This is a genomic window from Microbacterium tumbae (genome assembly GCF_054780175.1).
Genome location: NZ_BAAGWV010000001.1, coordinates 492,013 through 514,029, shown reverse-complemented (window position 1 = coordinate 514,029; position 22,017 = coordinate 492,013). Strand labels below are relative to the sequence as shown.

Genomic DNA, 22,017 nt, shown 5'->3' with positions numbered 1-22,017 from the left:
GGCTGAGCATCGGATGATGGCGGGTACGGCCGTGCGCGTCGTCCACCGGCTCATCACGAGCACCGTCACGGCATTTCTCGTCGTGGCGGTGCTCGTGATGGCCGGGTGGTTCGTGTTCTCGGCGCTCACCGGGGCGACGCTCATCACCTTCCGCACGGGCTCGATGAGCCCGACGATGCCGCAGGGCTCCGTCGCGGTCTCCTTGCCCGTGAGAGCGGACGAGATCGAGGTCGGCGACGTGGTCACGGTGCTGCGCGAGGGCGAGGAGCTCCCGGTGACGCATCGTGTCGTGGAAGCCCGGGATCCTGCGCAGGCGAGTAGCCAGGGCATCCCCGCGGATGCGAGAGAGCTCATCCTCAAGGGCGACGACAACGAGTCCGTCGATCTGAAGCCGTATGTGGTGGATGAGGCGCGGCGGGTGCTCTTCGCGATTCCCGGGATCGGAGCGGCGCTGATGTTGATCCAGTCCCCGTTGGGGATGGGGACGCTGACCGTCCTCGCCGGTGCGCTCGCGACGTGGGCGTTCTGGCCGAGGCGACGCCGAGACGACGCGGACGCGGAGACGGACGCCGACGAGGATGCCGGACCGGTCGCCGGGATGCCTGTGCGCGATGAAGCAACCGCCGTCCCGCCACCGCAGACGCGGCGGGAGCGGAGAGAGGCGGGGGCCAGGGCATGATCCGGAGGGCGGGCGGCGGCGAGCGCGCCGCAGGCGGGAGGAGCGCGGTGATTGTGCTGGCCGTGGTCTTCGCGCTGCTCGTGGCGGCCGGTTCCGCTCTGATCGTCGCGAAGGCGTCCGCAGCCTGGACCGAGGTCGCCGAGACCGGCCGCGCGGGTTATCTGTCGCTGCGGAGCGATCCTGGTCTCCCTGCCTGGAGCGATCTGCGACCAGGGGACACGGAGCACTGGCTGATCGAGGTATCGCTGGACGACGCCGACGATGCGACGCTCCGTATCGAGCTGCATGCCGCCGGGGAGCTGATCGGAGCGGGCGGCATGACGGTCAGTGTGACCGGATGCTCGTCGGAGTTCGTCATCGGCGCCGCCGCGCCGCACTGCGAGGCGCAGGCCGAGGCCGTTCTCCCGGAGACCTCGCTCGCGGCAGTCGCCGCGGGTGAGGACGTCCAGACGTACCCGCTCGCCGATCTGCGCCGCGGTGCGCCGCGATACGTCCTGGTGACGTTGGGGGTGGCGGCCTCGGCGTCTCCGGATGCCATGGCCGGAGCATCCGCCCGCATCGGCGTCGGACTCCACGCGGAAGGAGAGGCGCCCGACGAGCCGGGCCTCGCCTCAACCGGCGCCGACATGGGCGACCTCGTGCCGGTGATCATGCTGGCGACGGGGATGCTGGGCCTAGGACTCAGCGCCGCGCTCTGGCGCCGTGTCCCACGGAGGAGCGACCGTGAGCACGCGTGACCGCCGGAGCGTCCGGCTCCGCCGCGCCCTCTCGGCCGTGGCCGTTCCGATCGCGACGGCGCTCGTCGTCCAGATCGGAGCCACGAACGCATCCTGGAACGATGCGGAGTGGACGAGCGCGGCCTTCGCCGCGGTGGACTGCGATGCGCCGCAGGGCGCCTTCGCGACACGCGGCGAAGGACGGGCGCTGAGCGGATCGCTGCTCGGCGTCGACCTGGACACGTTGGCGGAGGCGTCCGGCGTCGAGGTCACGAACGACGGCAGCCGTGCGCAGGTCGCTCCGACAGGCGCGAACCCGGCGACAGGGGACGACGCCTATGCGAACTCGCTGAACGTCACCGCGCTCAGCGCCGTGAACCTCGATCTCGGCAACGGCCTCCTGCAGCTGCCGCTGGACAGCAGCACCGGTGTGCTCGGCCAGTTCGGGCAGGCGCAGGACTCGGGCGTATCCGCCGGCGCCGGCGGATACGTCACGGACTCCGGCGGTATGGGACTCGCGCAGGAGAACGGCTATCCGGAACTCGCGACGCTCGAGCTCTCGAGGCTGCTCTCCTCGATCAATCCCGCCGTCGCCGGCCTGCTGGCCGACGTGACGGACGTGTCGCTCGAGGTCGGCGCCGTCGCCGGACGGGCGACGCTCGAGGGATGCGAGACGGCCTGGTCCGGGACGTCGGCACTCGCAGAGTCGCTCACCCGCGAGTATCTCGTCTCCTCGGCGGAGACCGTTGTCACCTCACCGACGGTCGGGACCCTGGCGACCACGCTGAGCGGGACCGTCTCCTCGTTGCAGACGACCGTGAACGGCCTGCAGACCACATTGAAGACGACCATCGCAAGCTCGATCGACGCGCTCATCACGCCTCTGCTCGGCCTCATCAGCAGCAGCGTGACGGTGGACACGCTCGCCCTCACGATCGACCTCTCCGATGTCTCTGCGCTTCTGACGACGACGATCGCGGACGAGGACGCCATTGTGAGCATCGACCTGCCGGCGGGTGCGATCACGATCGACACGGCGGCGCTGCTCGGCAAGGCATACGGGGAGACCGGGCGAGCCGACCTGAACGGGCTCGCCCCGAACACGAACCTGTTCTCCGACCCCGACATCCTCACCACGCTCACCTCGGCGGCGACCGATGCGCTCGCGGACTGGGTGCTGGACGTCCAGAGCGCGCTGCAGGCGGCCATCGACGACATCCAGGTGCAGCTCGATGCGACGATCATCCTGGGGCCGCTCGGCCTGCCGCTCGCGAGGATCGCCGTCGGGCTCGCCGCGCCGCTGGCGGATCTCGAGAACGTCGACGCGACCGTGGACGCGACAGTGCTCGGCATCATCAGCACATCTCTGCTCAACAATGTGCTGAGCGCGCTCACCTCCGGGGTGGGCGGCCTCGTCTCCGATCTCATCCACGGCGCTCTGCCCACCGTCGCTTCGTTGACTCAAACGCTGAATGCGCCGGTCGCCGCGGTCGCCGACGTCGTCACCCTCGTCTACAGCACCCTGTATCTCGACGGTGTCGTCTCACTGACCGTCAACGCGCAGAACGATCCGCTCGCCGGATCGGCCGAACCCGGGGACTGGGCCGCACTGCCGCCTGGCCGATATGACGTCGCGGCGCTCCGGATCGGAGTGCTCGCGGCGGCGGGCGATTCCGAAGTGCGCCTCTATCTCGGCCGCGGATCCGTCGGCAGGGTCTGCTCGCTCGCGCAGGCGCCGATCAGCTGCCAGGGCTACTGATCCGGTTCGTCCGCACGCCGGCGCAGCGGCTAACCCCACTGCGCCGAGATGCGCAGCTCCTCACGCACGGTGACGCGGACGTCGTGCAGGCGTGAACCGTCGCCCGGGAGCTCCCCGTTCAGGTCGTGGCTGCGGCCGATGGCCGTGCGGATCGCCTTGCGGGCTATCCGCAACCCGACGGCGATCAGCGGATTGACGCTCGAGATGCGCAGATCCCGCACGGCGACCACGCCGTCGGGCGACACGCCGAGACGCGCCTCGCCCCGTGCGGAGGCGCGCAGCAGCTTCCATCGGACGCCGGCGCGCCCGGAGATCCGGATGCCGTCCTCCCCGTCCTGTGCCACGCGGAGGATGAGACGCGAAAGCGAGACGCCCGATGCCGCGAGGGCAGGTCGCATCAGGGCCGCCGCCAGCGTCCCGACGTCGTCCGCACGCATCCAGAGCTCGAGGCGGCCGGATCCGTCGCCGTCCGCCTCGAGGCCATGGACGCTCTCCGGGACATCGGGATCGGTGGGCGCCTCATGCACGAGCCATGCGATCGGCAGGTGCGTCAGCTGTGCGTCGAAGGAGATCGCCACCTCCTGGAGCCGCAGCGGCTGCGCCGTGAAGCGCACGGAACGGGCCTTCCCGGGCCGACGCCGGACGACGGTCGGCTCCGGACGCGGGAGGGAGGAGGCCGGATGCCCGGCTCCGTCGCCCGCCTGCAGCTCCAGCGATACGTCCGTCGCGTCCCAGAGGAACGAGGTCAGATCGGAGCCGTCGAGCTCGGCGCGGACGCGGACGCGATCCAGTCCCGTCACGGAGACCTCCGGATCGCTGCTCTGCAGCATCGCGCGCGCCCAGCGCACGACGTCGTCGGCATCGGCCGGCCAGCTCTGTCCTCCGGTCACAGGTCCATCCTGGCGTACTCCGCGTCAGACGTCCGCCGTCAGCCATCCGCCCGTCCGCACCCGCCAGCCGAGGGTGACCAGCCGCGCCAGCAGATAGACGCCGAAGAAGGCGACGGCGAGCCAGACGAGCCCCGCCGTGCCGTCGACGCCGGTGAGCGAGACGATCCACAACGCCGGGAGGAACGGCACGAGGTTGAGCCCTCCGGCGATCGCCAGGTACTTCGCGTCCCCGGCGCCCATGAGCACGCCGTCGAGCACGAACACGACACCGGCGATCGGCTGCGCGACGGCGAGCACGATCAACGCGGGCTGGATGAGCGCGGCCATCGCCGCATCGCCGGTGAAGGCCAGCCCGATCAGCCCCGACAGTCCGCCGATGACGATGCCGACGATCACGCCGAACCAGGCTCCCCACGCCACCGTGCGGGCGAGCACGCGCCGGACCAGGCGTTCATCGCCCTCGCCCAGGCCCCGGCCGATGAGCGCCTGTGCGGCGATGGCGAGAGCATCCAGGGCGAAGGCCGCCGCCGAGAAGATCGTGAAGACCACCTGCCAGCCGGCGAGCTCGCCCGTGCCGATGCCGGTGGCGACGCCGACGGTCGCGAGCAGCGCCACCCGCAGGCTCACGGTGCGCAGGAACAGCCAGCCGCCCGAGCGCGCGGATCCTTGGACGCCGTCCCGGTGGGGACGTACGGACGCCTGGTGCCTGCGCGCCAGGCGTCCGACGACGAGAACGTACGCGCCGACCATGCCCCATTGGGCGGTCACGGTGCCCGCCGCGGAACCGGCGATCCCCCATCCCAGCGGGTAGATGAACAGCCAGTTGAGCACGGCGTTCGCGCCGAAGCCGAGACCGGCGATCCACAGCGGCGTCAGGGTGTCCTGCATGCCGCGCAGCAGCCCGGTGGCGGCGAACACGATGAGCATCGCCGGAAGGCCCCACATCGAGATCGACAGGTACGTCTCCGCCTGCGCCGCGACGGCCTCCGGCGCTCCGAAGAGGGAGACCAGCCAGGACGACGACATCGCCCCGGCGGCGGCCAGCACGGCGCCGAGGCCGAGCGCGAGCCACATGCCGTCGATGCCGATCGAGACGGCGTCCTTGTGATCGCCGGAGCCGAAGCGGCGTGCGACGGCAGGGGTCGTGGAGTAGGCGAGGAACACCATGAGCCCGACGATGGTCTGCAGCACGGCGCTCGCGATGCCCAGGCCCGCCAGGGGAGTCGTGCCGAGGTGTCCGACGAGCGCGGCGTCCACCATGAGGAACGCGGGCTCGGCGACGAGGGCGCCCAGTGCGGGGACGGCGAGGCGCAGGATCTCCCGGTTGAGGCTCGCGTTCACGCTTCGAGCCTATCCGCGGCGCTCGGTGCGATGACGCGCCGGGGTCTCCTGTCCCCGCCGTCACGAGACGGCACAGCACGAGACGTCATAGGGTGGAAGGACAGGCACCGGAGGCGGACGATGAGCGATCCCCGTGGGAATGCGGCCCGATACGGGGCGAGGCAGACCGGTGAGCCCGATGCGGAGCCGAAGCCGGCGCCGGTAACGCTCACCGCCGAGAACAAGCACGAGTTCGTGGAGAGCGCGATCCAGGTCGCCATCCGCCGCGGTGACTTCGACGATCTCCCCGGTGCGGGCAAGCCCATCGAAGGCCTGGGCGCGCATCATGATCCGGACTGGTGGATCCGCCGCAAGATCGAGAACGAGAACCTCACGGGACTCGGCCCGCCGGCTCTCATGCTCCGCGTCGAGGATCGCGAGCTCGACGAGCAGATCGACGGCCTCTCCCGGGAGGACGACGTCCGTGCGGTCCTCGAGGACTTCAACCGACGCGTGATCGAGGCCAGGCGGCAGCTCCAGGGCGGACCTCCCGTCGTCACGCGAACCCGGGATGTGGATGCCGAGGTCACCGCGTGGCAGCAGCGTCGCGCCTCGCATCCCGCCCCCGCGCCGGAGCCCGAGAGACCGCGCCGCCGGCGCCGCTGGTTCGCCTGATCGGCAGGGACCGGCGTGCGCGGCTCGGCTCGGCTCGTGGGACTGCCGCGCGACGTGAATCCGCGTGAGGGGCGTGCCGAACTCCTGCGTTCCCGCAGCGTCAGATGTCGGGAAGGCCGGGATGAAGCGATTCGCCGCGACCTCGGATGCCGATATGCAGGAGTTCCGCACGTCGCCACGCGACGGATGAACCGCAACGACCCGACCTGCAGGAGCTCCGCACGCCGCCACGCGACCCGTGGAGTGGGGCGTCCTCCCCGTCGGCGCCGCGACGTAGGCTGTCTGTCATGACTGACGCTCTTCCCGCAGGCCTGGCCACCGATGACCTCAGCTCCGAGATCCGCCCGCAGGACGACCTCTACCGCCATGTCAACGGCAGCTGGATCGATCGGACCGAGATCCCAGGGGACAAGGCCCGCTGGGGATCGTTCCACCTCCTCGCCGAGCAGGCCGAGAAGGACGTCCGAGCGATCATCGAGGAGTCGCAGGATGCCGAGGCCGGCACCCTCGCCCGCAAGATCGGCGACCTGTTCGCGAGCTTCATGGCCACCGAGCGCATCGCGGCCGCGGGCGTCGAGCCCCTCGCCGGGACGCTCGCCGAGGTGGACGCGATCGACTCCGTCTCCTCGTTCCTCCGCATCGCCGGCGTCTACGAGCGCGACGGCCGCGCCCACCTGATCGGCCTGTACGTCGACGGGGATCCCGGCGATCCTGAGCGCTACGTGCCGTTCCTCGTGCAGTCCGGCCTGTCCCTGCCGGACGAGAGCTACTACCGCCTGGAGAGCTTCGCGTCCACGCGCGTCGCCTTCCGTGCGCACCTCGAGCGCCTTCTCGGCCTCGCGGGGGTCGCGGATGCCGCGGGGGATGCCGAGCGCGTCCTCGCCCTCGAGACCGAGCTCGCCTCGCATCACTGGGACAACGTCCGCAGCCGCGACGCCGTCGCCACCTACAACCTGAAGACCTGGGAAGACCTGATCGCCCTCGCAGGCGTCGACCTCTCGCCCTGGCGCGATGCCGTGGCGACCGACCCGGGCGTCCTCTCGGAGGTCGTCGTCGCCCAGCCCAGCGCCTTCGAAGGCCTCGGCTCGCTGCTCGACGCCGAACGCCTGGACGACTGGAAGGCCTGGCTGCGCGCCCAGGTGGTCCATGCGGCGGCCCCGTACCTCACCGACGACATCGTGCAGGAGAACTTCTCCTTCTACGGCACCGAGCTCAGCGGCATCCCGACGATCCGAGAGCGCTGGAAGCGCGGCGTCTCCGTCACCGAGGGCGCGCTCAGCGAAGCGATCGGCAAGGTCTACGTCGAGCGGCACTACCCCGCCGAGGCCAAGGCCGCGATGGACGAGCTCGTCGCGAACCTCATCGAGGCGTACCGGCAGAGCATCGCGGAGCTGGAGTGGATGAGCCCCGAGACCCGCGAGAAGGCGCTCGCCAAGCTCGACGCCTTCACGCCGAAGGTCGGGCATCCCGAGGTGTGGCGCGACTACTCGAGCCTGGAGATCGTCGCCGACGATCTCTTCGGCAACATCCGCAGGGCGAACATCTTCGAGCACGACCGCAACCTCGCGAAGATCGGCGGGCCCATCGACCGCGACGAGTGGCACATGCCCCCGCAGATGGTCAACGCCTACTACAACCCCTCGATGAACGAGATCGTGTTCCCCGCGGCCATCCTGCAGTATCCCTTCTTCGACGCCTCGCGCGACGCGGCCGCGAACTACGGCGGCATCGGAGCGGTCATCGGCCACGAGATCGGCCATGGCTTCGACGACCAGGGCAGCCGCTACGGCGGAGACGGCAAGCTCGAGGACTGGTGGACGGATGCCGACCGGACGGCCTTCGAGGAGCGCACGAAGTCCCTGATCGCGCAGTACGACGCTCTCGTACCCCTGGGCCTCGACGCGGAGAATCACGTCAACGGAGCGCTCACGATCGGTGAGAACATCGGTGACCTCGGCGGCCTCGGCATCGCGCTGAAGGCCTATGAGCTCTCTCTCGGCGGGGTAGAGGCGCCGGTCATCGACGGCTACACCGGCGTGCAGAGGCTCTTCCTCTCCTGGGCGCAGGTCTGGCAGCAGAAGAGCCGGGATGCCGAGACGATCCGTCTGCTGACGATCGACCCGCACTCGCCGAACGAGTTCCGCTGCAACCAGATCGTGCGCAATATCGACGCCTTCTACGAGGCCTTCGAGGTCGGCGAGCAGGACGCGCTGCACCTCCCGGCTGAGGATCGGGTGACGATCTGGTGAGCAATCGCCCGATCGGGTGATCGTGACACCGGGCGGGGGTTACGATAGCCGTGCTGCTGGGGAGCATGCCCCCCGGTAGCGCCCCTCCGCATCCTTATCCTTCTGGGAAGGAAAATCCGTGGGCTCCCCCCTCCCCTCGGTTCCTGAACCCGTCGAAGGCCCGCCTTCGACGACGTTGCGCCGCTCGCAGCGCAGCACGCGGCGCCTGCCGCGCCGCGCCGCTGTCGGGCGCCGCTCCTTCACGTCGACCTTGCGCGCTCTCGAAGAGCTCGTGGATGCCGGGGCGCAGGTCTCGGTGCACGTGGTCGACCTCGACAGCGGCGAGCACGTGCTGTCCGGCGACGACCACGTCACGATGCCCATCGCAGGCCTCGGCGTCGTTCCACTGCTCATCGAGGTGGCCGCGGGCTTCGAGGACGGAACGCTGGATCCGCTCGAGATCGTCGAGCGCTCCAGCGTCGAGCAGGTGCTGACCTCCGGTCTCTGGCGGAACCTGCGGGCTCCGGCGCTTCCGCTGGTCGACCTGGCCGTGCTGGCGGCCACCGCCGGAGATCCGATCGCCGTCAACGCCCTGCTGCAGCGCGTGGGGCATGAGAGGGTGCGGGAGCGCATCGAGGGACTCGGCCTGACGCGCACCGCGATGCTCGATCGCTTCCGCGACCGTCGCGGGCCGGACGATGCTCCGCAGGTCGCTGTCGGATCGACGCGCGAGCTGGCCGGGCTGTTCTCGGCGCTGGTGAATTCCGAGGTGGTGGACGCCGCCGTCAGCGCGCAGGTGTCGGAGTGGCTGAGTCTCAACCACGACCTGAGCCTGGTCGCAGCGCCGACGGGGCTCGATCCCTTCGCTCACGATCACGATCAGCACGGGCTGCTGTTCATCAACAAGACCGGACGCGACCGCGGCGTCCGTGCCGAGGCCGGTGTGCTGGCGGGACCGAGGGCGGGGATCTCCTACGCTCTGATCGCGTGCTTCGACGACCTCTCCATCGCCCACCGGCTGCGCGCCCATGATGCGTTCCGGGTGCTGGGCATGGAGCTGATGGAGTACACGCACTGAGTCCGGGGCGGGTCAGTCCTGCGGGGGCCCGAAGCGGCGCTGCGGATCGAGTCCGTCGATGATCGGGGCGAGGGCGTCGCCCAGCGCTTGCAGCTGTTCCTCGCTCAACCGGTTGAGCACCAGGCGGCGTACGACGTCGAAGTGGCCGGGCGTCGCCAGCACGGTCTGCCGACGGCCCTCGCCGGTGAGGCGGATCCGTACGCTGCGCCGGTCGGCGACATCCTCCTCACGCTCGACGAGCCCGCGCTCCCCCAGCCGGCTCACGACTTTCGACGCGCGCGGCAGCGTCGCGTTCGTCGCCGCGGCTGCATCGCTCAGACGCATCGCGCCGCCGCGCATCAGGGCGGACAGGAGCATGTACTCGTAGTGGGTGAGATGCGCGTCCCGCTGCAGCTGCGCATCAAGGGCGGCGGGCAGGAGCTCGGCCGTCGTGATGAGCGAGATCCACGCACGGGACTCCTCAGCCGTCATCCGGGTGAGCTTTCCGGTCATGCCCCTATTCTGTCCCGCCTCGGGGTCTGTGCGGCTGCCCCGGGCAAGCGCCGCCGGTTCCGCACGGTTCGGGTGCAAGCGCCGCCGGTTTCGCACAGTTCGGGGGCCGAGACGTCATCTGACGGGCCGTTTCGGCCGTTCCGTCCTGCATCTGGTGTGCCGGCCCCCGAACCGTCGACGGCCGGCATCCGGATGCGCCCCGGTAGTGTCGGGTCATGACCATTCACGACGGGACGCCGCATCGCCGCGAGGATGGTGAGCTGCTCGGCTGGATCCGCCCCTCCGACGACGGCTGGGTCGCCGTGGACGTTCTCGGTCGCCGGATCACCGACGCCGTCGACTGGCTGGACGCCGAGGCGGCGCTCGAGCAGCACGGACTCGCCTGGCTCGCAGACCCCTGGATGCTGGAAGGCGAGTCGGAGCGTCCGCTGAGCGTCCGCATCGTCGAGGTCACACCGACGGATGCCGGCCGCATCGGCCGCATCGTCGTGAAGGCCGACGACTTCGGAGACATGAGCCGCCCGGCATCCGAACCGCTCGTGCTGCCCTGGCCGTTGCCGGAGCATCTGCGTCCTCCGCGTCCTTCGGATCCGGATCCCCGCGTGTTCTGACCCGAGCCGCCCGCTGTCCGTCGTCCGTGCGCCCGAACACCGGTCGGCCGAACACCGGTCGCGCTGCTGCTCTGCGCCGCCGCGGCGGGTATCGCGACAGCGCCTGCGAAGATCAGCAGCGCCGCTCGGATATCAGCAGCGCCGCTCGGAGAAGGGCGGCGTGGCTCGGGGATGGGCAGCGCGGCTCAGGGATGAGGGCAGCGCGGCTCGGGGATGGGCGGCGTGACTCCGGGGTGGGCGGCGCGGCTCAGGGATGAGGGCAGCGCGGCTCGGGGATGGGCAGCGCCGCTCGGAGAAGGGCAGCGTGACTCGGGGATGGGCAGCGCCACTTGGAAAGGGCAGCGCGACGCGGGGCTCAGCAGTGTCGGGGAAGCAGCGAGCAGGCGGGCGGCATCTCAGGGCAAGGAGGGATGCTGCTCGACGGCCCGCTGCCGAGGGATGAACAGCGACAGCACCACGGCCACGATGCCCGCGGCGATCGCGAGCCAGAAGCACACCTCGAACGCATCGCGGGTCGGGACGGCGACCCCGTCGACCTCGATGCTCATCGCCGCGAGCACCCCGCCCATGACGGCGGAGGCGCTGGAGGTCCCCACCGAGCGGAACAGGGCGTTCAGGCCGTTCGAGGCGCCGGTCTCGTTCGCCGGGACCGAGCGCATGATGATCATCGGCATCGCGGCGAAGGTGAACCCGATGCCGACGCCGATGAGCGCGTTCGCCACCAGGATGTGCCAGACCTCCGTCGACCACAGCAGGACGAACACATAGGCGAGCACGATGGCGAAGGCGCCGCCGGTGAAGAGAGGCCGAGGGCCGATCGTGCGCTCCAGCCAGCCCGACAGCGGGGAGATCACCATCATGACGAGTCCCGCCGGCATCACGACGAAGGCGGCGGCCACCATGTCCAGGCCGAAGCCCGATCCGGTCTCGACCGGCAGCTCCAGCATCTGCGGGAACGTCACGTTGGAGGAGAAGAGGGCGAAGCCCATGCCGATCGCGGCGATGTTCGTGAAGAGCACGGCCGGTCGCGCGGCGACGCGCAGATCCAGCAGCGGGTCCTTGGTCCTCAGCTGGTACCAGCCCCACACGAGCAGCACCAGGATGCCGCCGATGATGCACAGCAGGGTCAGCGGCGCTGTCCAGCCCCATTCGGCGCCTCGGGAGACGAACAGCAGGATGCCGGTGAGGCCGATCGCCAACCCGATCGCGCCGAGAACGTCGAGACGCCCGGGGGAGCGGAGGACGTCTTCCGGGACGAAGATCCAGACCAGCACGAGTCCGGCGAGCCCCAGGCCGGCGGCCAGCCAGAACAGCGCGTGCCAGTCGGCGTTCAGGGCGAGATAGGCCGCCAGCGGCATCCCGACCGCTCCTCCGACGCCCATGGTCGCGCTCATGAGCGCGACGGCGGTCCCCAGTCGCTGAGGCGGGAGGATGTCGCGCATGATCGCGATCCCGAGCGGGATCACACCGGTGACGCCGCCCTGCAGGCCGCGGCCGATGATCACGCCGACGATCGATCCGGACACGGCCGCGATGACGGATCCGAGGATGAGCAGCGCCAGCAGGACGACCACGACGCGTCGCTTGCCGTACATGTCCCCGAGGCGGCCGGAGATCGGAGTGGCGATCGCGGCGACGAGCAGCGTGATCGTGACGACCCAGGTGGTGTCCTCGCGGGAGGCGTCCAGCAGAGCGGGAAGGTCGGCCTGCAGCGGCACGACCAGCGTGAACATGAACGAGGAGCACAGACCGGCGAAGGCCAGGACGGCGATGGTCGCCCATCGGGGCGGGGTCCGGGAGAGACGTTTCCTGGCTCTGTCCTCGTTCGCACCCACCGGCCAAGGCTATCGGCATACGCACAGGGTCAGGGTCGGATCGGGGCGAATCGGTCCGCCCATATCGTCGATCGCCGCGACGCTCCGGCGATCGGGCGGCGCCCGGAGGACGTCGCCCGATCAGCGCGGCAGTACGAACTCGCCGGTCTCACCGGGGTTCACGGCGATCTCCCACCGGAATCCGTCCGGATCGGCGAAGTAGCCGGAGTATCCGCCCCATTCGCGCTGCCGGCCGGCGCTCACCGGCGCACCGAGCAGCGCCGCCTCGGCGAGGACGTCGTCGACCTCTGCGGGCGTGGCGAGATTGTGCGACAGAGTGAGCGGCGCGATGCCGGATGCCGGCGGCTCGCCGATCTCTTCGGCGAACCCGTCGATCGACCACAGCGAGAGGATGAGCCGGTCGGCGACAGGGAGCATCAGCACGTCGTCACCGGAGTAGATCGGCTCCCACCCGAGACCGTCCACGTAGAACGCGCGACTGCGCGCGACGTCGGCGACGGCGAGGGTGATGAAGCTCACGCGTTGTTCCATGACGGCAGTGTCGCACCGGCATCCGACATCGCGCAGTCGGACGACGGGGGCGTCAGGCGCGGGCGCCGTGCGGCTCCTCGAGGTGCGGGAGCACGGTCTCGGCGATCTCCTGGAGCCGATCCAGCTGCTCTGCGGTGAGCACGTCCGTGACGTAGCGGCAGACGGCCGCGTCGTGGGCGATCTTCGCCTTCTCGTGGACCTCGCGCCCCGCCGCGGTGATCGAGACCACCTGGCCGCGGCCGTCGTCGATGCAGGAGTCGCGCAGGATCAGGCCGCGCTGCTCCATGCGGCGCAGCTGGTGGGAGAGGCGGCTCTTCTCCCAGTCGAGCCCGCAGCCGAGCGCGGTCGGCCGGATCGGCTCGCTCTGCCTCGCCAGGACCGAGAGCACGTCGTAGTCCGCCTCGGAGAGCCCCGCCGCGGCGGTGACCTCGCGGGCGATGCGCCCGGAGAGCAGGACCCGCATGCGCTGGTACGACTCCCAGGCGCGCTGGTCGCTCGCCGCCGTCACGTTCTCCATGCCGCCAGTTTAGTTGACATGTCATCGAATGTCGCTATTCTGGTTGATGTGTCAACAAAAGGAGTTCGCGGATGCTGACGACGATCGCCGTGCTCGGCGTGGGGCGAGTGGGAGCCGCCGTCGCCCGGACCGCCCTGGCGGCCGGGCTGGAGGTGCATGTCGCAGGCTCAGGGGCGGCCGAGGACATCGCCCTGCTGGCCGAGATCGTGATCCCCGGGGCCGTGCCGATGACGGCGGCGGACGCCGTCCGCGGCTCCGATCTGGTGGTGCTCGCCGTGCCGCTGCACAGGTTCCGCACCGTCGGCCCCGCGACCCTCGACGGGAGGATCGTCGTCGACGTCATGAACCACTGGGCGCCGATCGACGGCGTCCTCGGCGAGTTCGACGACGATCCGCGCGGCACGAGCGAGATCGTCGCGGAGCGCCTCGCCGGCGCCCGCGTCGTGAAGGCGCTGAATCACATCGGCTACCACGAGCTCGAGGACGACGCCCGTCGCGACGCCCGTGGAGGACGCCGCGCCCTCGCCTACGCGACGGATCACGACGATGCGGCCGCCGCCGTCCACGAGCTCCTCGACCGGTTCGGCTTCGATCCCGTGCACGCCGGGACCCTGGCATCCGGCATCGCCTTCGAGCCGGGCACCCCGATCTTCGCCGGCGCCCTCGACGCAGCGGGGATGCGGCGCGCGCTGACCGAGGCGAAGACGCTCGTCGCCGAGCAGGCCGACCTCGCGATCTCGGGCTGCTGAGGCAGCCGGGAACGCACCCTCGAGCATCGGCGCCGCAGGCCGGATGACAGAACGACAGACGACAGAAGGACTCAGCATGGAACTCGGTGTCTACAGCTTCGGCGACACCCCGATGGACGAAGACGGATCTCTCGGCAGCACGGCGGAGGGGATTCGCAACCTCTTCGACGCGATCCTGCTCGCAGACGGGCTCGGCCTGGACTTCTTCGGCGTCGGGGAGCATCACACGATCGACATGCCCGCGTCGTCGCCCGGCGCGATGATCGCCGCCGCGGCCGGGGCGACGAAGCGGATCCGGCTCGGCAGCGCCGTCTCGGTGCTCAGCACGGACGATCCGATCCGCGTCTTCCAGCAGTTCGCCACCGCGGACGCCATCTCCGGCGGCCGGGTGGAGATCACCGCCGGCCGCGGCTCCTCGACCGAGTCGTTCCCCCTTTTCGGCTACAGCCTCGCCGACTACGAGCGCCTCTACGAGGAGAAGATCGAGCTGCTGCTCGCCGCGAACGACGCCGGCGACGACGCCCGCGTCACCTGGCGGGGAACCGTGCGTCCCGCCATCGACGGCCTCGAGGTCGTGCCCCGTCCCTTCCGGGGGAGGCTGCCGATCTGGATCGGCACGGGAGGGAGCGCGCCGTCCAGCGTGCGGGCCGGCCGGCTCGGGCTGCCGCTCTCCTACGGGATCATCGGCGGCGCGCCGGCGCGCTTCGCGCCGCTGGCGGAGCTGTACCGCCGCACGGCCGCTCAGGCGGGGCATCCCTCCGAGAGCATCCGGGTGTCCGTCGCCGCCCTCGGCCTCGTCGCGCCGACGAAGCAGGAGGCGCTCGATCGCGCCCTCCCCGGCTGGAAGCGGATGAACGCGGTCATGAGCGAGCGCCGGGGATGGGACGCCGTTCCGCCGATCGACGCGTTCTACGCCCAGGCGCACGGACCGGGCGCCTACTACTACGGGGACCCGGACGATGTCGCCGAGCGCATCGTCGACCTGCACCGGCACATGGGGCACATGCGCCACTTCCTCCAGATGGACCTCTTCAGCCTCCCTCAGGAGCACTACCTGGAGTCGATCACGCTCCTCGCGACGGAGGTGAAGCCGCGGGTCGAGCGGCTCCTCGCGAGGGAGTAGCCGCGGCGCCGCCTGTCCGGTCGCGTGCTCGGGCGTCCGACGAGACGTCCCCCTGAGAACATCCACGCGGGCACCGATGTCGGATGGGTGCGGCATCCTGGTCGGCATGGACGAGAGCGCGATGACGACGCCGGGGCGCGTAGCGGAGCCGGTCGAGAAGCCGGCCGTGTTCTTCCCGGATGCCGCGACGTTCCGCGCCTGGCTCGAGGAGCACCACGCGAGTGCGGCCGAGCTGTGGATGGAGGTGCGCAGGGCCCACGTGCCCGATCGCGGGCTGACCTGGGCGGATGCGGTCCCCGAAGCGCTCAGCTTCGGCTGGATCGACTCGGTGTCGCAGCCGATCGACGACGATCGGCGCCGCCAGCGGTGGACACCCCGCAGACCGGGCAGCACCTGGTCGAAGGTCAACGTCGCTCACGTGGAACGGCTCCTCGCCGAGGGGAGGATGACGCCCGCGGGCATCGCGGCGTACGAGGCGCGCAGCGTCGAGCGCACCGGCGTCTACTCGCACGAGAGCGACGCGGCGGAGCTCGACTCCGGCGTCGAGGCGATCATCGACGCTTCCGCGGCGACGCGCGCGTTCCTGGACGCGGCCGCACCCGGCTACCGCAAGGCGGTGCGCCACTGGATCGCCTCGGCCAGGCAGCCGCAGACGCGCATCCGCCGTGCCGAGCAGCTCGTGGCCGACAGCTCGGCAGGGCGCCTCGTGCCCTTCGCCCGCCCGGGGAAGGCGCCCGCATGGCTGGTGCGCGCTTCCGAGGCCGCGCGCGTCGCATCGGCCGTGGCGGGTGCAGAAGGACAGTGAGGGCACGCGGATAGAATGAGGGATGCTGCGGCATCGCCGCGCCCCGTATTCACCCTTTTTGCGACCATTGGAGCCACCGTGGCCGAGCAGTCCCGCCTCGACAAGGTCATCGCCCTCGCCCGCCATCGCGGGTTCGTCTTCCAGGCGGGTGAGATCTACGGCGGTTCCCGGTCCGCCTGGGACTACGGACCCCTCGGCACCGAGCTGAAGGAGAACATCCGCCGCCAGTGGTGGCAGACCTTCGTCCGCGGTCGCGGCGACATGGTGGGCCTGGACTCCAGCATCATCCTCCCCAAGCGCGTCTGGGAGGCGTCTGGCCACGTCGAGACGTTCACCGACCCCCTGGTCGAGTGCCTGAGCTGTCACAAGCGCTTCCGCGCCGACAACCTCATCGAGGACTTCGAGGCGCGCAAGGGCCGCAAGGCCGAGAACGGGCTGGCCGACGTGCCCTGCCCGAACTGCGGCACGAAGGGGCAGTACACCGAGCCCAAGGCGTTCTCGGGCCTCGTCAAGACCTACCTCGGCGTCGTCGACGACGAGTCCGGCCTGTACTTCCTGCGGCCGGAGACCGCGCAGGGCATCTTCGTGAACTTCGCGAACGTCCTCACCGCGAGCCGCAAGAAGCCGCCGTTCGGCATCGGCCAGGTCGGCAAGGCCTTCCGCAATGAGATCACGCCGGGCAACTTCATCTTCCGCACGCGCGAGTTCGAGCAGATGGAGATCGAGTTCTTCACGCCGCCCGCCGAGGCGCAGGAGTGGTTCGAGAAGTGGGTCGAGGACTGCTGGGACTGGTTCATCGACCTCGGCATCGACGCCGACAACATGCGCCGCTTCGACGTCCCCGAGGGCGACCGCGCGCACTATTCTGCCGGCACGATCGATGTGGAGTACCGCTTCGGGTTCCCCGGCAAGGAGTGGGGCGAGCTCATGGGCATCGCCAACCGCACCGACTACGACCTGTCCAGCCACACGACGGCATCCGGGCAGAGCCTGACGTACTTCGACCAGGCGTCGGGCGAGCGCTACACGCCCTACGTGATCGAGCCGTCCTTCGGCCTCACGCGCTCGATGATGGCCTTCCTCGTCGACGCCTACCGCGAGGAGGAGGTGCCGAACGCGAAGGGCGGCACCGACGTCCGCACGGTGCTCAAGCTCGACCCGCGCCTGGCTCCCGTGAAGGTGGCCGTGCTGCCGCTCTCGCGCAACGAGAGGCTTTCGCCGCTGGCTCGCGAGGTCGCCGACGGGCTGCGCGGGCGCTGGGCCATCGACTTCGACGATGCCGGCGCCATCGGGCGCCGCTACCGTCGCCAGGACGAGATCGGGACGCCGTTCTGCGTCACGGTCGACTTCGACTCGCTGGACGACCGCGCGGTGACGGTGCGCGACCGCGACACCATGGCGCAGGAGCGCATCGCGCTCGACGAGCTGCACGCCTATCTCGCGGAGCGCCTCCGCGGCGCCTGAGAACCGCGGCGCCTGCGGACAGGGCCAGGGGATGCGGGGAGATCAGGACGCTCTTCGAAGATCGTTCTGATCCGGCTTCCTCATCCTGTCCCCTTGCGAACGCCGTGCCCGCCTCAGCCCGTGACGGTCAGCCGCATCTGCTCGGTGCCGCCGGACTCGACCCAGGCGAGGGAGCGCTCCAGGATGGCGCGGAGGGCGTCCAGGTCGACCTTCTCGAGGTCGGTGATGTACAGGCATCCCTTCCCCGTCGTATGCGGGCCCAATCGTTCAAGGGACGTCGCATGCGCGTCCACTCCCTCGAAGAGGTAGATCGTGGACGCCGCCTTGCGGGGTGCGAAGCCCAGTACGCCCGCATCGCCCTCGGTGCCGGAGGGGTAGCGGTAATGGCAGGAGCCGAAGCCGATGATCGTGCCCCACAGCACGGGCTCGCGGCCGGAGACCTCCTGCATGAGAGCGGTGAGCGTCTCGGCATCCCGCCGTCGACGCTCGGGGGTGACGGCCGCGATGAAGGCACCGACGCTGCCTCCCGTGGGCTTCATGCGGCCTCCGCATCCGCGCGCTCCGTCAGGCGCAGGAAGTGTCCGTCCGGATCGAGCATCCGGAAGTCGGTCAGACCCCACGGCCGCCGCTGCAGGTCGTCCTGCAGCACGCCGCCCGCGGCGATCACGCGGTCGCGCTCCGCGGTGATGTCGTCGACCTCGATGACGATCTCGACGCCCAGCGGAGGGACGCGCGCCCCGGCGGCTCCGGGGGAGGCGAGCATCCCGATGCGCACGGCGTCGCGACGCACGGCGGCGTATGGCGCAGGCAGTGTGCGGTCGTCCTGCTCCAGCGCGAAGCCGAGGACGGCGGTGTAGAAGGTCAGCGCCCGCTCCAGATCGGTCGGGAACAGCTCGATCCGCAGCGAGGCGGGCATCAGCTCGTCGCCCGCGCCGCGGCCTTGGCGGTCTTCTTGTGCTCGCGGACCTTCGCGAGCGACTCTGGCGAGACGATGTCGGCCACGCTGCGGAACGAGCCGTCCTCGCCGTAGGGAGCGGATGCCTCGCGCCAGCCATCGCCGGTGAAGCCGTACTGCTTGCCCAGCAGCGCGAGGAAGATCCTGGCCTTCTGCTCGCCGAATCCCGGCAGCGCCTTGAGCCGCTTCAGCACCTCGGCGCCCGAGGGCTCGCCTTCGGTCCACAGGCTCGCGGCGTCGCCGCCCCAGGAGTCCACGAGCGCCTGGCAGAGGGCCTGCGTACGGGCGGCCATGGATCCCGGGTACCGGTGCACGGACGGCGTCTCGCGGAAGGTGGCGAGCAGCGCATCGGGGTCGTAGCCGGCGATGGCGGCGGCATCCACCGATCCCGTTCGCTGCTGGATCTTCAGCGGGCCGGCGAACGCGGTCTCCATCGCGACCTGCTGGTCCAGGAGCATCCCGATGAGGAGGGCGAGCGGGTTGTCGCTCAGCAGTCGGTCTGCCTCGGGGTCGGATGTGATCGTGATGTGCATGGGGTCTCCTCTCGCGCGGTCAGATGGCAAGCCACTCGGGCGTTACACTGCCCTCTTCGTAGAACCACCGTCCGTCGTTCTCTCCATCGACGCACAGGTTCTTCACCATCGCCAAGTTCGCGCCGGGACCGATATCGAGAGCGACGATGAGAAGGTTCCTGTTGAAACCCTCGCCCGTGACGCCCAGCGGCGCGAATGCATCGATGACGAGTTGCTGGTCGCCGTTGAGAGGCCCGTCGGTGCGCGGGATGATTCTGACCGTCTGGTGTCCGCTGCGCGCGATGGTCCCCGAGTACCAGAGCACGCCGCTGGCGTCGGGCACAGCTTTGACGATGTCGTCGGCTGAGGTGCCTCGCACGAACCAGGGTGTGTTGTCCACACGGAAGCGGTCATCACCCAGTGGTTCTGCCCACATGCCTTCAGATTCTGCGGGCGGCCAGCCGTCTTCATCCGCCTCGAGGCGGAACCGGATCTTGGTCAGCCCCATGGTTAGCGCCTCTGCTGGTCCAGGAGCATCCCGACCAGGAGGGCGAGCGGATTGTCCGTGAGCAGCGCGTCGGCGGCGGTCTCACCGGTGATGTGCAATGCCATGATTCCCATTCTGCATCGCCGAGGCGCTCCGGCGTCGGCCGATCTCGGACAGGATGGAGGACATGACTTCACAGAGCGTCCCTCCGCAGCCTCCCGCAGCCAGGCGGGGCCCGGCACCCCAGGCACTGGAGGTCGTCCGCACGGAGCGGATCGCCGAGCACCTCGTGCGCGTGCACCTGGGCGGCGACTCCTTCGACTCGTGGGTCGCGAACGCCGACCCCGAGCGGCTGGAGAAGACCGACACCTACGCGAAGCTGCTGTTCGCCAGACCGGAGCTCGGGCTTGAGCAGCCCTACGATCTGGTGACGCTGCGCGAGACGCTCCGACCCGAGGATCTGCCGGTCATGCGCACATATACGATCCGCTCGATCGACGAGTCCGCGCAGACGCTGGCGATCGACTTCGTCGTGCACGGCGACGAGGGGATCGCCGGCCCCTGGGCCGCGAACGCGGTGCCCGGAGACCTCCTCACGCTCTCCGGGCCCGGCGGGCAGTACGCTCCGGCGGGAGGCGACGCTTTCCACCTGCTGCTCGGCGACGAGTCCGCGATCCCCGCGATCGCGGCGGCCGTCGACGCTCTGGAAGCCTCCGCCCGCGGGCTCGTGATCATCGAGGTGGGCGGCAGCGGCGACGAGATCGCCCTGCCGGTCCCCTCCGGTGTGGAGCTGCGCTGGCTGCATCGCGGCGGAGCCGGATACGGTGCGCCGCTCGTGGACGCGGTCAGCGCGCTGTCCTGTCCGGGCGGGGAGGTCGACGTCTTCGCGCACGGCGAGCGCGGTGCGATGAAGGCGCTGCGCGGCATCCTGCACGGTGAGTGGGGCATCGACCGCCGCGCGCTGTCGCTGTCGGCCTACTGGGCGCTCGGCCGGACGGAGGATCGCTTCCAGGCCGAGAAGCGCGAGCCGGTGGGGCAGATCTTCGAGGACTGACGCGGTTCGCGTCCGTTCTGCAGGACGGGCTGTCCGTTCTGCAGGATGAGATCGGGAGAGGCCGGCTGCAAGCCCCGTCGTTCCGGACAGAGGACAGGCGCTCCTGACTGAGGATCCTGCAGAACGGCACGGTGCTCCTGCAGAACAGCCGCCGCGACGACCGAACAGCCGCCGTGACGACCGGACGACGGCCGTGACGACCGGCAGCCGGTCAGGCCGTCGCGGCGTCGGATGCGGGCGCCGGGATGCCGTAGAGGGTCTCCAGGGCGCCGGCGAACTCGGCAGCTCTGCCCTCGTCGGCCAGCTGGTGCGCACGGGTGGTGGGCGCGTGCAGCAGGACGCCGGCAAGGTGCCGCAGCGCCTGCTCGACGCGGCCGTCCTCATCACCGCGGGCGCGGGCACGGTCGATCTCCGCCTCCATCAGGCCGAAGACGTGCGAGCGCATGGCCACGACCGACGGGGCGACGCTCTGCCGGCGCCCGACGACGTGGAAGGTGTCCGCCGCCTCCCGGACGACGCTGCGGGCGGCATCTGTGGCCTGCAGCTCCTCGAGCGGGGCGTGCAGGCGGATCGTCTCGAGGTCGAGCAGTGCGACCCCCTCGAGGCGGGCGACCTCGGGGTCGACGTTTCGCGGCATCCCCAGGTCGATCACGAGCTGCGAATGGGGCCCTGCCGGGCAGCCGATCGGTGCGGGACCGGTGGGCGCCTGCAGCTGAGCGGGTCCGAGAACGGGCTCTGCCGCGCTGGTGCAGGTGATGAGCAGGCTCGAGCGCGACGCGACGCGGGCGTAGTCGTCCGCGTCGATCGCGGTGATGCCGTGCTTCTTCGCGAACTGCGCGGCCCTGCCGGACGGGGAGTGCACGGAGATGTCGGTGGCGCCGCGCTCGCGGAGGGTTGCGAGGGTGACGGCCGCGTAGGCGCCGGTGCCGACGAGCAGCACGCGCTCGGCCGACCAGTCCGCGATGCGGCTGTCGGCGAGCTCCAGTGCGAGACGGACGAGCGAGCGTCCTGCGCGTCCGAGGGCGGTGACGTTCTTGACCTTGCGCTGCGCCTGGCTGGCGCGCTGGAACAGGCGCTCGAGCTCGGGGGAGGTCGTGCCCTCCTTGCGAGCGTTCTTCAGCGCGCGACGGACCTGACCGGCGATCTCTCCCTCGCCGGGGACGACGGACTCGAGCCCGGACGCCACGGCGAACAGGTGCTCGGGGACGCGACGACCGGAGTGCACCGCGTAGGACCCTTCGAGCTCGGACGCCGGGATGCCGGCCGACTGCTCGATGGCCTCCAGCACGGCCTCGACGCCCACGGCCCCGGCGGCGGTCACGGGCTCATCGATCTCGACGTACGCCTCGAAGCGGTTGCACGTCGAGAGGACGACGGCACCCTGCACGCACGGCGCGAGGCGCAGAAGATTCGGCGCGATCTCATCGGGCGTGCGGCTCAGACGTTCGAGCATGTCGAAAGAGGCGGTCTTGTGACTCGCCGTCACACACAGCAGCACCCGTTCATTCTACGCCGTGTCGAAAGGTGGTCGTCCCAG

General features: G+C 70.4%; 23 protein-coding genes and 1 pseudogene. 12 read left to right on the top strand and 12 right to left on the bottom strand.

The window, feature by feature from the left end:
- Nucleotides 1–13: 13 nt before the first annotated feature.
- Genes ACYVGQ_RS02400 through ACYVGQ_RS02390 form a run of 3 tightly spaced genes read left to right on the top strand, consistent with a single transcriptional unit; the run spans nucleotide 14 to nucleotide 3,154 of the window.
- Complete coding sequence (locus ACYVGQ_RS02400; protein ID WP_460782911.1) at nucleotides 14–679, top strand: signal peptidase I; 666 nt, start codon at nucleotides 14–16, stop codon at nucleotides 677–679.
- 47 nt (nucleotides 680–726) lie between these two features.
- Entirely contained in the window at nucleotides 727–1,416 is a 690-nt protein-coding gene (locus ACYVGQ_RS02395; protein WP_460782910.1) for a hypothetical protein, read from the top strand.
- On the top strand, nucleotides 1,403–3,154 hold the full coding sequence (locus ACYVGQ_RS02390) for a choice-of-anchor G family protein (protein WP_460782909.1): 1,752 nt from the start codon (nucleotides 1,403–1,405) through the stop codon (nucleotides 3,152–3,154). Before ACYVGQ_RS02395 ends, ACYVGQ_RS02390 begins: the two co-directional genes overlap by 14 nt.
- A gap of 29 nt (nucleotides 3,155–3,183) precedes the next feature.
- Here ACYVGQ_RS02390 and ACYVGQ_RS02385 read toward each other — a convergent pair whose 3' ends face one another.
- A complete protein-coding gene (locus tag ACYVGQ_RS02385; protein WP_460782908.1) occupies nucleotides 3,184–4,044 on the bottom strand; it encodes a hypothetical protein in 861 nt (286 codons plus the stop codon).
- Nucleotides 4,045–4,068: 24 nt separating this feature from the next.
- The gene (locus ACYVGQ_RS02380) at nucleotides 4,069–5,385 is read right to left on the bottom strand and encodes an MATE family efflux transporter (protein WP_460782907.1); all 1,317 of its coding nucleotides are present in this window, start codon (nucleotides 5,383–5,385) and stop codon (nucleotides 4,069–4,071) included.
- Nucleotides 5,386–5,505: 120 nt separating this feature from the next.
- On the opposite strand from ACYVGQ_RS02380, the gene ACYVGQ_RS02375 reads away from it, so the two are divergent.
- The 3 genes from ACYVGQ_RS02375 (at nucleotide 5,506) to ACYVGQ_RS02365 (ending at nucleotide 9,345) form a co-directional block, all read left to right on the top strand.
- Complete coding sequence (locus tag ACYVGQ_RS02375; RefSeq protein ID WP_460782906.1) at nucleotides 5,506–6,039, top strand: DnaJ family domain-containing protein; 534 nt, start codon at nucleotides 5,506–5,508, stop codon at nucleotides 6,037–6,039.
- A 287-nt stretch (nucleotides 6,040–6,326) separates the two neighbouring features.
- A complete protein-coding gene (locus ACYVGQ_RS02370) occupies nucleotides 6,327–8,288 on the top strand; it encodes a M13 family metallopeptidase (RefSeq protein WP_460782905.1) in 1,962 nt (653 codons plus the stop codon).
- A gap of 118 nt (nucleotides 8,289–8,406) precedes the next feature.
- A complete protein-coding gene (locus ACYVGQ_RS02365) occupies nucleotides 8,407–9,345 on the top strand; it encodes a serine hydrolase (RefSeq protein ID WP_460782904.1) in 939 nt (312 codons plus the stop codon).
- 12 nt (nucleotides 9,346–9,357) lie between these two features.
- Here the strand turns inward: ACYVGQ_RS02365 and ACYVGQ_RS02360 are convergent, their stop codons facing one another.
- Nucleotides 9,358–9,837 (bottom strand): MarR family winged helix-turn-helix transcriptional regulator, encoded by a 480-nt coding sequence (locus ACYVGQ_RS02360; protein WP_460782903.1) that lies wholly within the window; start codon nucleotides 9,835–9,837, stop codon nucleotides 9,358–9,360.
- A 215-nt stretch (nucleotides 9,838–10,052) separates the two neighbouring features.
- Between ACYVGQ_RS02360 and ACYVGQ_RS02355 the strand changes: the two genes are divergently transcribed.
- A complete protein-coding gene (locus tag ACYVGQ_RS02355; RefSeq protein WP_460782902.1) occupies nucleotides 10,053–10,448 on the top strand; it encodes a hypothetical protein in 396 nt (131 codons plus the stop codon).
- A 395-nt stretch (nucleotides 10,449–10,843) separates the two neighbouring features.
- Here ACYVGQ_RS02355 and ACYVGQ_RS02350 read toward each other — a convergent pair whose 3' ends face one another.
- The 3 genes from ACYVGQ_RS02350 to ACYVGQ_RS02340 form a co-directional block, all read right to left on the bottom strand.
- Nucleotides 10,844–12,283, bottom strand: a complete 1,440-nt coding sequence (locus tag ACYVGQ_RS02350) for an MFS transporter (RefSeq protein ID WP_460782901.1) — start codon at nucleotides 12,281–12,283, stop codon at nucleotides 10,844–10,846.
- 120 nt (nucleotides 12,284–12,403) lie between these two features.
- Entirely contained in the window at nucleotides 12,404–12,814 is a 411-nt protein-coding gene (locus tag ACYVGQ_RS02345; protein WP_460782900.1) for a VOC family protein, read from the bottom strand.
- 52 nt (nucleotides 12,815–12,866) lie between these two features.
- Entirely contained in the window at nucleotides 12,867–13,331 is a 465-nt protein-coding gene (locus tag ACYVGQ_RS02340; protein ID WP_460782899.1) for a MarR family winged helix-turn-helix transcriptional regulator, read from the bottom strand.
- A gap of 71 nt (nucleotides 13,332–13,402) precedes the next feature.
- Here ACYVGQ_RS02340 and ACYVGQ_RS02335 point away from each other — a divergent pair, with 71 nt between their 5' ends.
- The 4 genes from ACYVGQ_RS02335 (at nucleotide 13,403) to ACYVGQ_RS02320 (ending at nucleotide 17,472) form a co-directional block, all read left to right on the top strand.
- Nucleotides 13,403–14,080 carry an NADPH-dependent F420 reductase gene (locus tag ACYVGQ_RS02335; RefSeq protein WP_460782897.1) on the top strand — a complete coding sequence of 226 codons (678 nt, stop codon included), beginning with the start codon at nucleotides 13,403–13,405 and terminating at the stop codon, nucleotides 14,078–14,080.
- A 76-nt stretch (nucleotides 14,081–14,156) separates the two neighbouring features.
- Nucleotides 14,157–15,203, top strand: a complete 1,047-nt coding sequence (locus ACYVGQ_RS02330) for an LLM class flavin-dependent oxidoreductase (protein ID WP_460782896.1) — start codon at nucleotides 14,157–14,159, stop codon at nucleotides 15,201–15,203.
- A 106-nt stretch (nucleotides 15,204–15,309) separates the two neighbouring features.
- Nucleotides 15,310–16,008: a YdeI/OmpD-associated family protein gene (locus tag ACYVGQ_RS02325; RefSeq protein WP_460782895.1), complete on the top strand. Its 699-nt coding sequence runs from the start codon at nucleotides 15,310–15,312 to the stop codon at nucleotides 16,006–16,008.
- A 78-nt stretch (nucleotides 16,009–16,086) separates the two neighbouring features.
- Nucleotides 16,087–17,472 carry a glycine--tRNA ligase gene (locus ACYVGQ_RS02320; protein ID WP_460782894.1) on the top strand — a complete coding sequence of 462 codons (1,386 nt, stop codon included), beginning with the start codon at nucleotides 16,087–16,089 and terminating at the stop codon, nucleotides 17,470–17,472.
- 113 nt (nucleotides 17,473–17,585) lie between these two features.
- Here ACYVGQ_RS02320 and ACYVGQ_RS02315 read toward each other — a convergent pair whose 3' ends face one another.
- The 5 genes and pseudogenes from ACYVGQ_RS02315 to ACYVGQ_RS02295 form a co-directional block, all read right to left on the bottom strand.
- Entirely contained in the window at nucleotides 17,586–18,011 is a 426-nt protein-coding gene (locus ACYVGQ_RS02315) for a DUF1801 domain-containing protein (RefSeq protein WP_460782893.1), read from the bottom strand.
- Nucleotides 18,008–18,388, bottom strand: coding sequence for a VOC family protein (locus tag ACYVGQ_RS02310; RefSeq protein WP_460782892.1), 381 nt, complete (start codon nucleotides 18,386–18,388; stop codon nucleotides 18,008–18,010). Before ACYVGQ_RS02310 ends, ACYVGQ_RS02315 begins: the two co-directional genes overlap by 4 nt.
- A complete protein-coding gene (locus tag ACYVGQ_RS02305; protein WP_460782891.1) occupies nucleotides 18,388–18,960 on the bottom strand; it encodes an HhH-GPD-type base excision DNA repair protein in 573 nt (190 codons plus the stop codon). Before ACYVGQ_RS02305 ends, ACYVGQ_RS02310 begins: the two co-directional genes overlap by 1 nt.
- A gap of 19 nt (nucleotides 18,961–18,979) precedes the next feature.
- Nucleotides 18,980–19,447, bottom strand: coding sequence for a DUF4265 domain-containing protein (locus ACYVGQ_RS02300; protein WP_460782890.1), 468 nt, complete (start codon nucleotides 19,445–19,447; stop codon nucleotides 18,980–18,982).
- Nucleotides 19,448–19,458: 11 nt separating this feature from the next.
- Nucleotides 19,459–19,551, bottom strand: a pseudogene (locus tag ACYVGQ_RS02295) (HhH-GPD-type base excision DNA repair protein); the annotation flags it as partial.
- A gap of 62 nt (nucleotides 19,552–19,613) precedes the next feature.
- Here ACYVGQ_RS02295 and ACYVGQ_RS02290 point away from each other — a divergent pair.
- Nucleotides 19,614–20,480, top strand: coding sequence for a siderophore-interacting protein (locus ACYVGQ_RS02290; RefSeq protein ID WP_460782888.1), 867 nt, complete (start codon nucleotides 19,614–19,616; stop codon nucleotides 20,478–20,480).
- A 211-nt stretch (nucleotides 20,481–20,691) separates the two neighbouring features.
- Here the strand turns inward: ACYVGQ_RS02290 and ACYVGQ_RS02285 are convergent, their stop codons facing one another.
- A complete protein-coding gene (locus ACYVGQ_RS02285; protein ID WP_460782887.1) occupies nucleotides 20,692–21,978 on the bottom strand; it encodes a glutamyl-tRNA reductase in 1,287 nt (428 codons plus the stop codon).
- Between the last annotated feature and the right edge of the window lie 39 nt (nucleotides 21,979–22,017).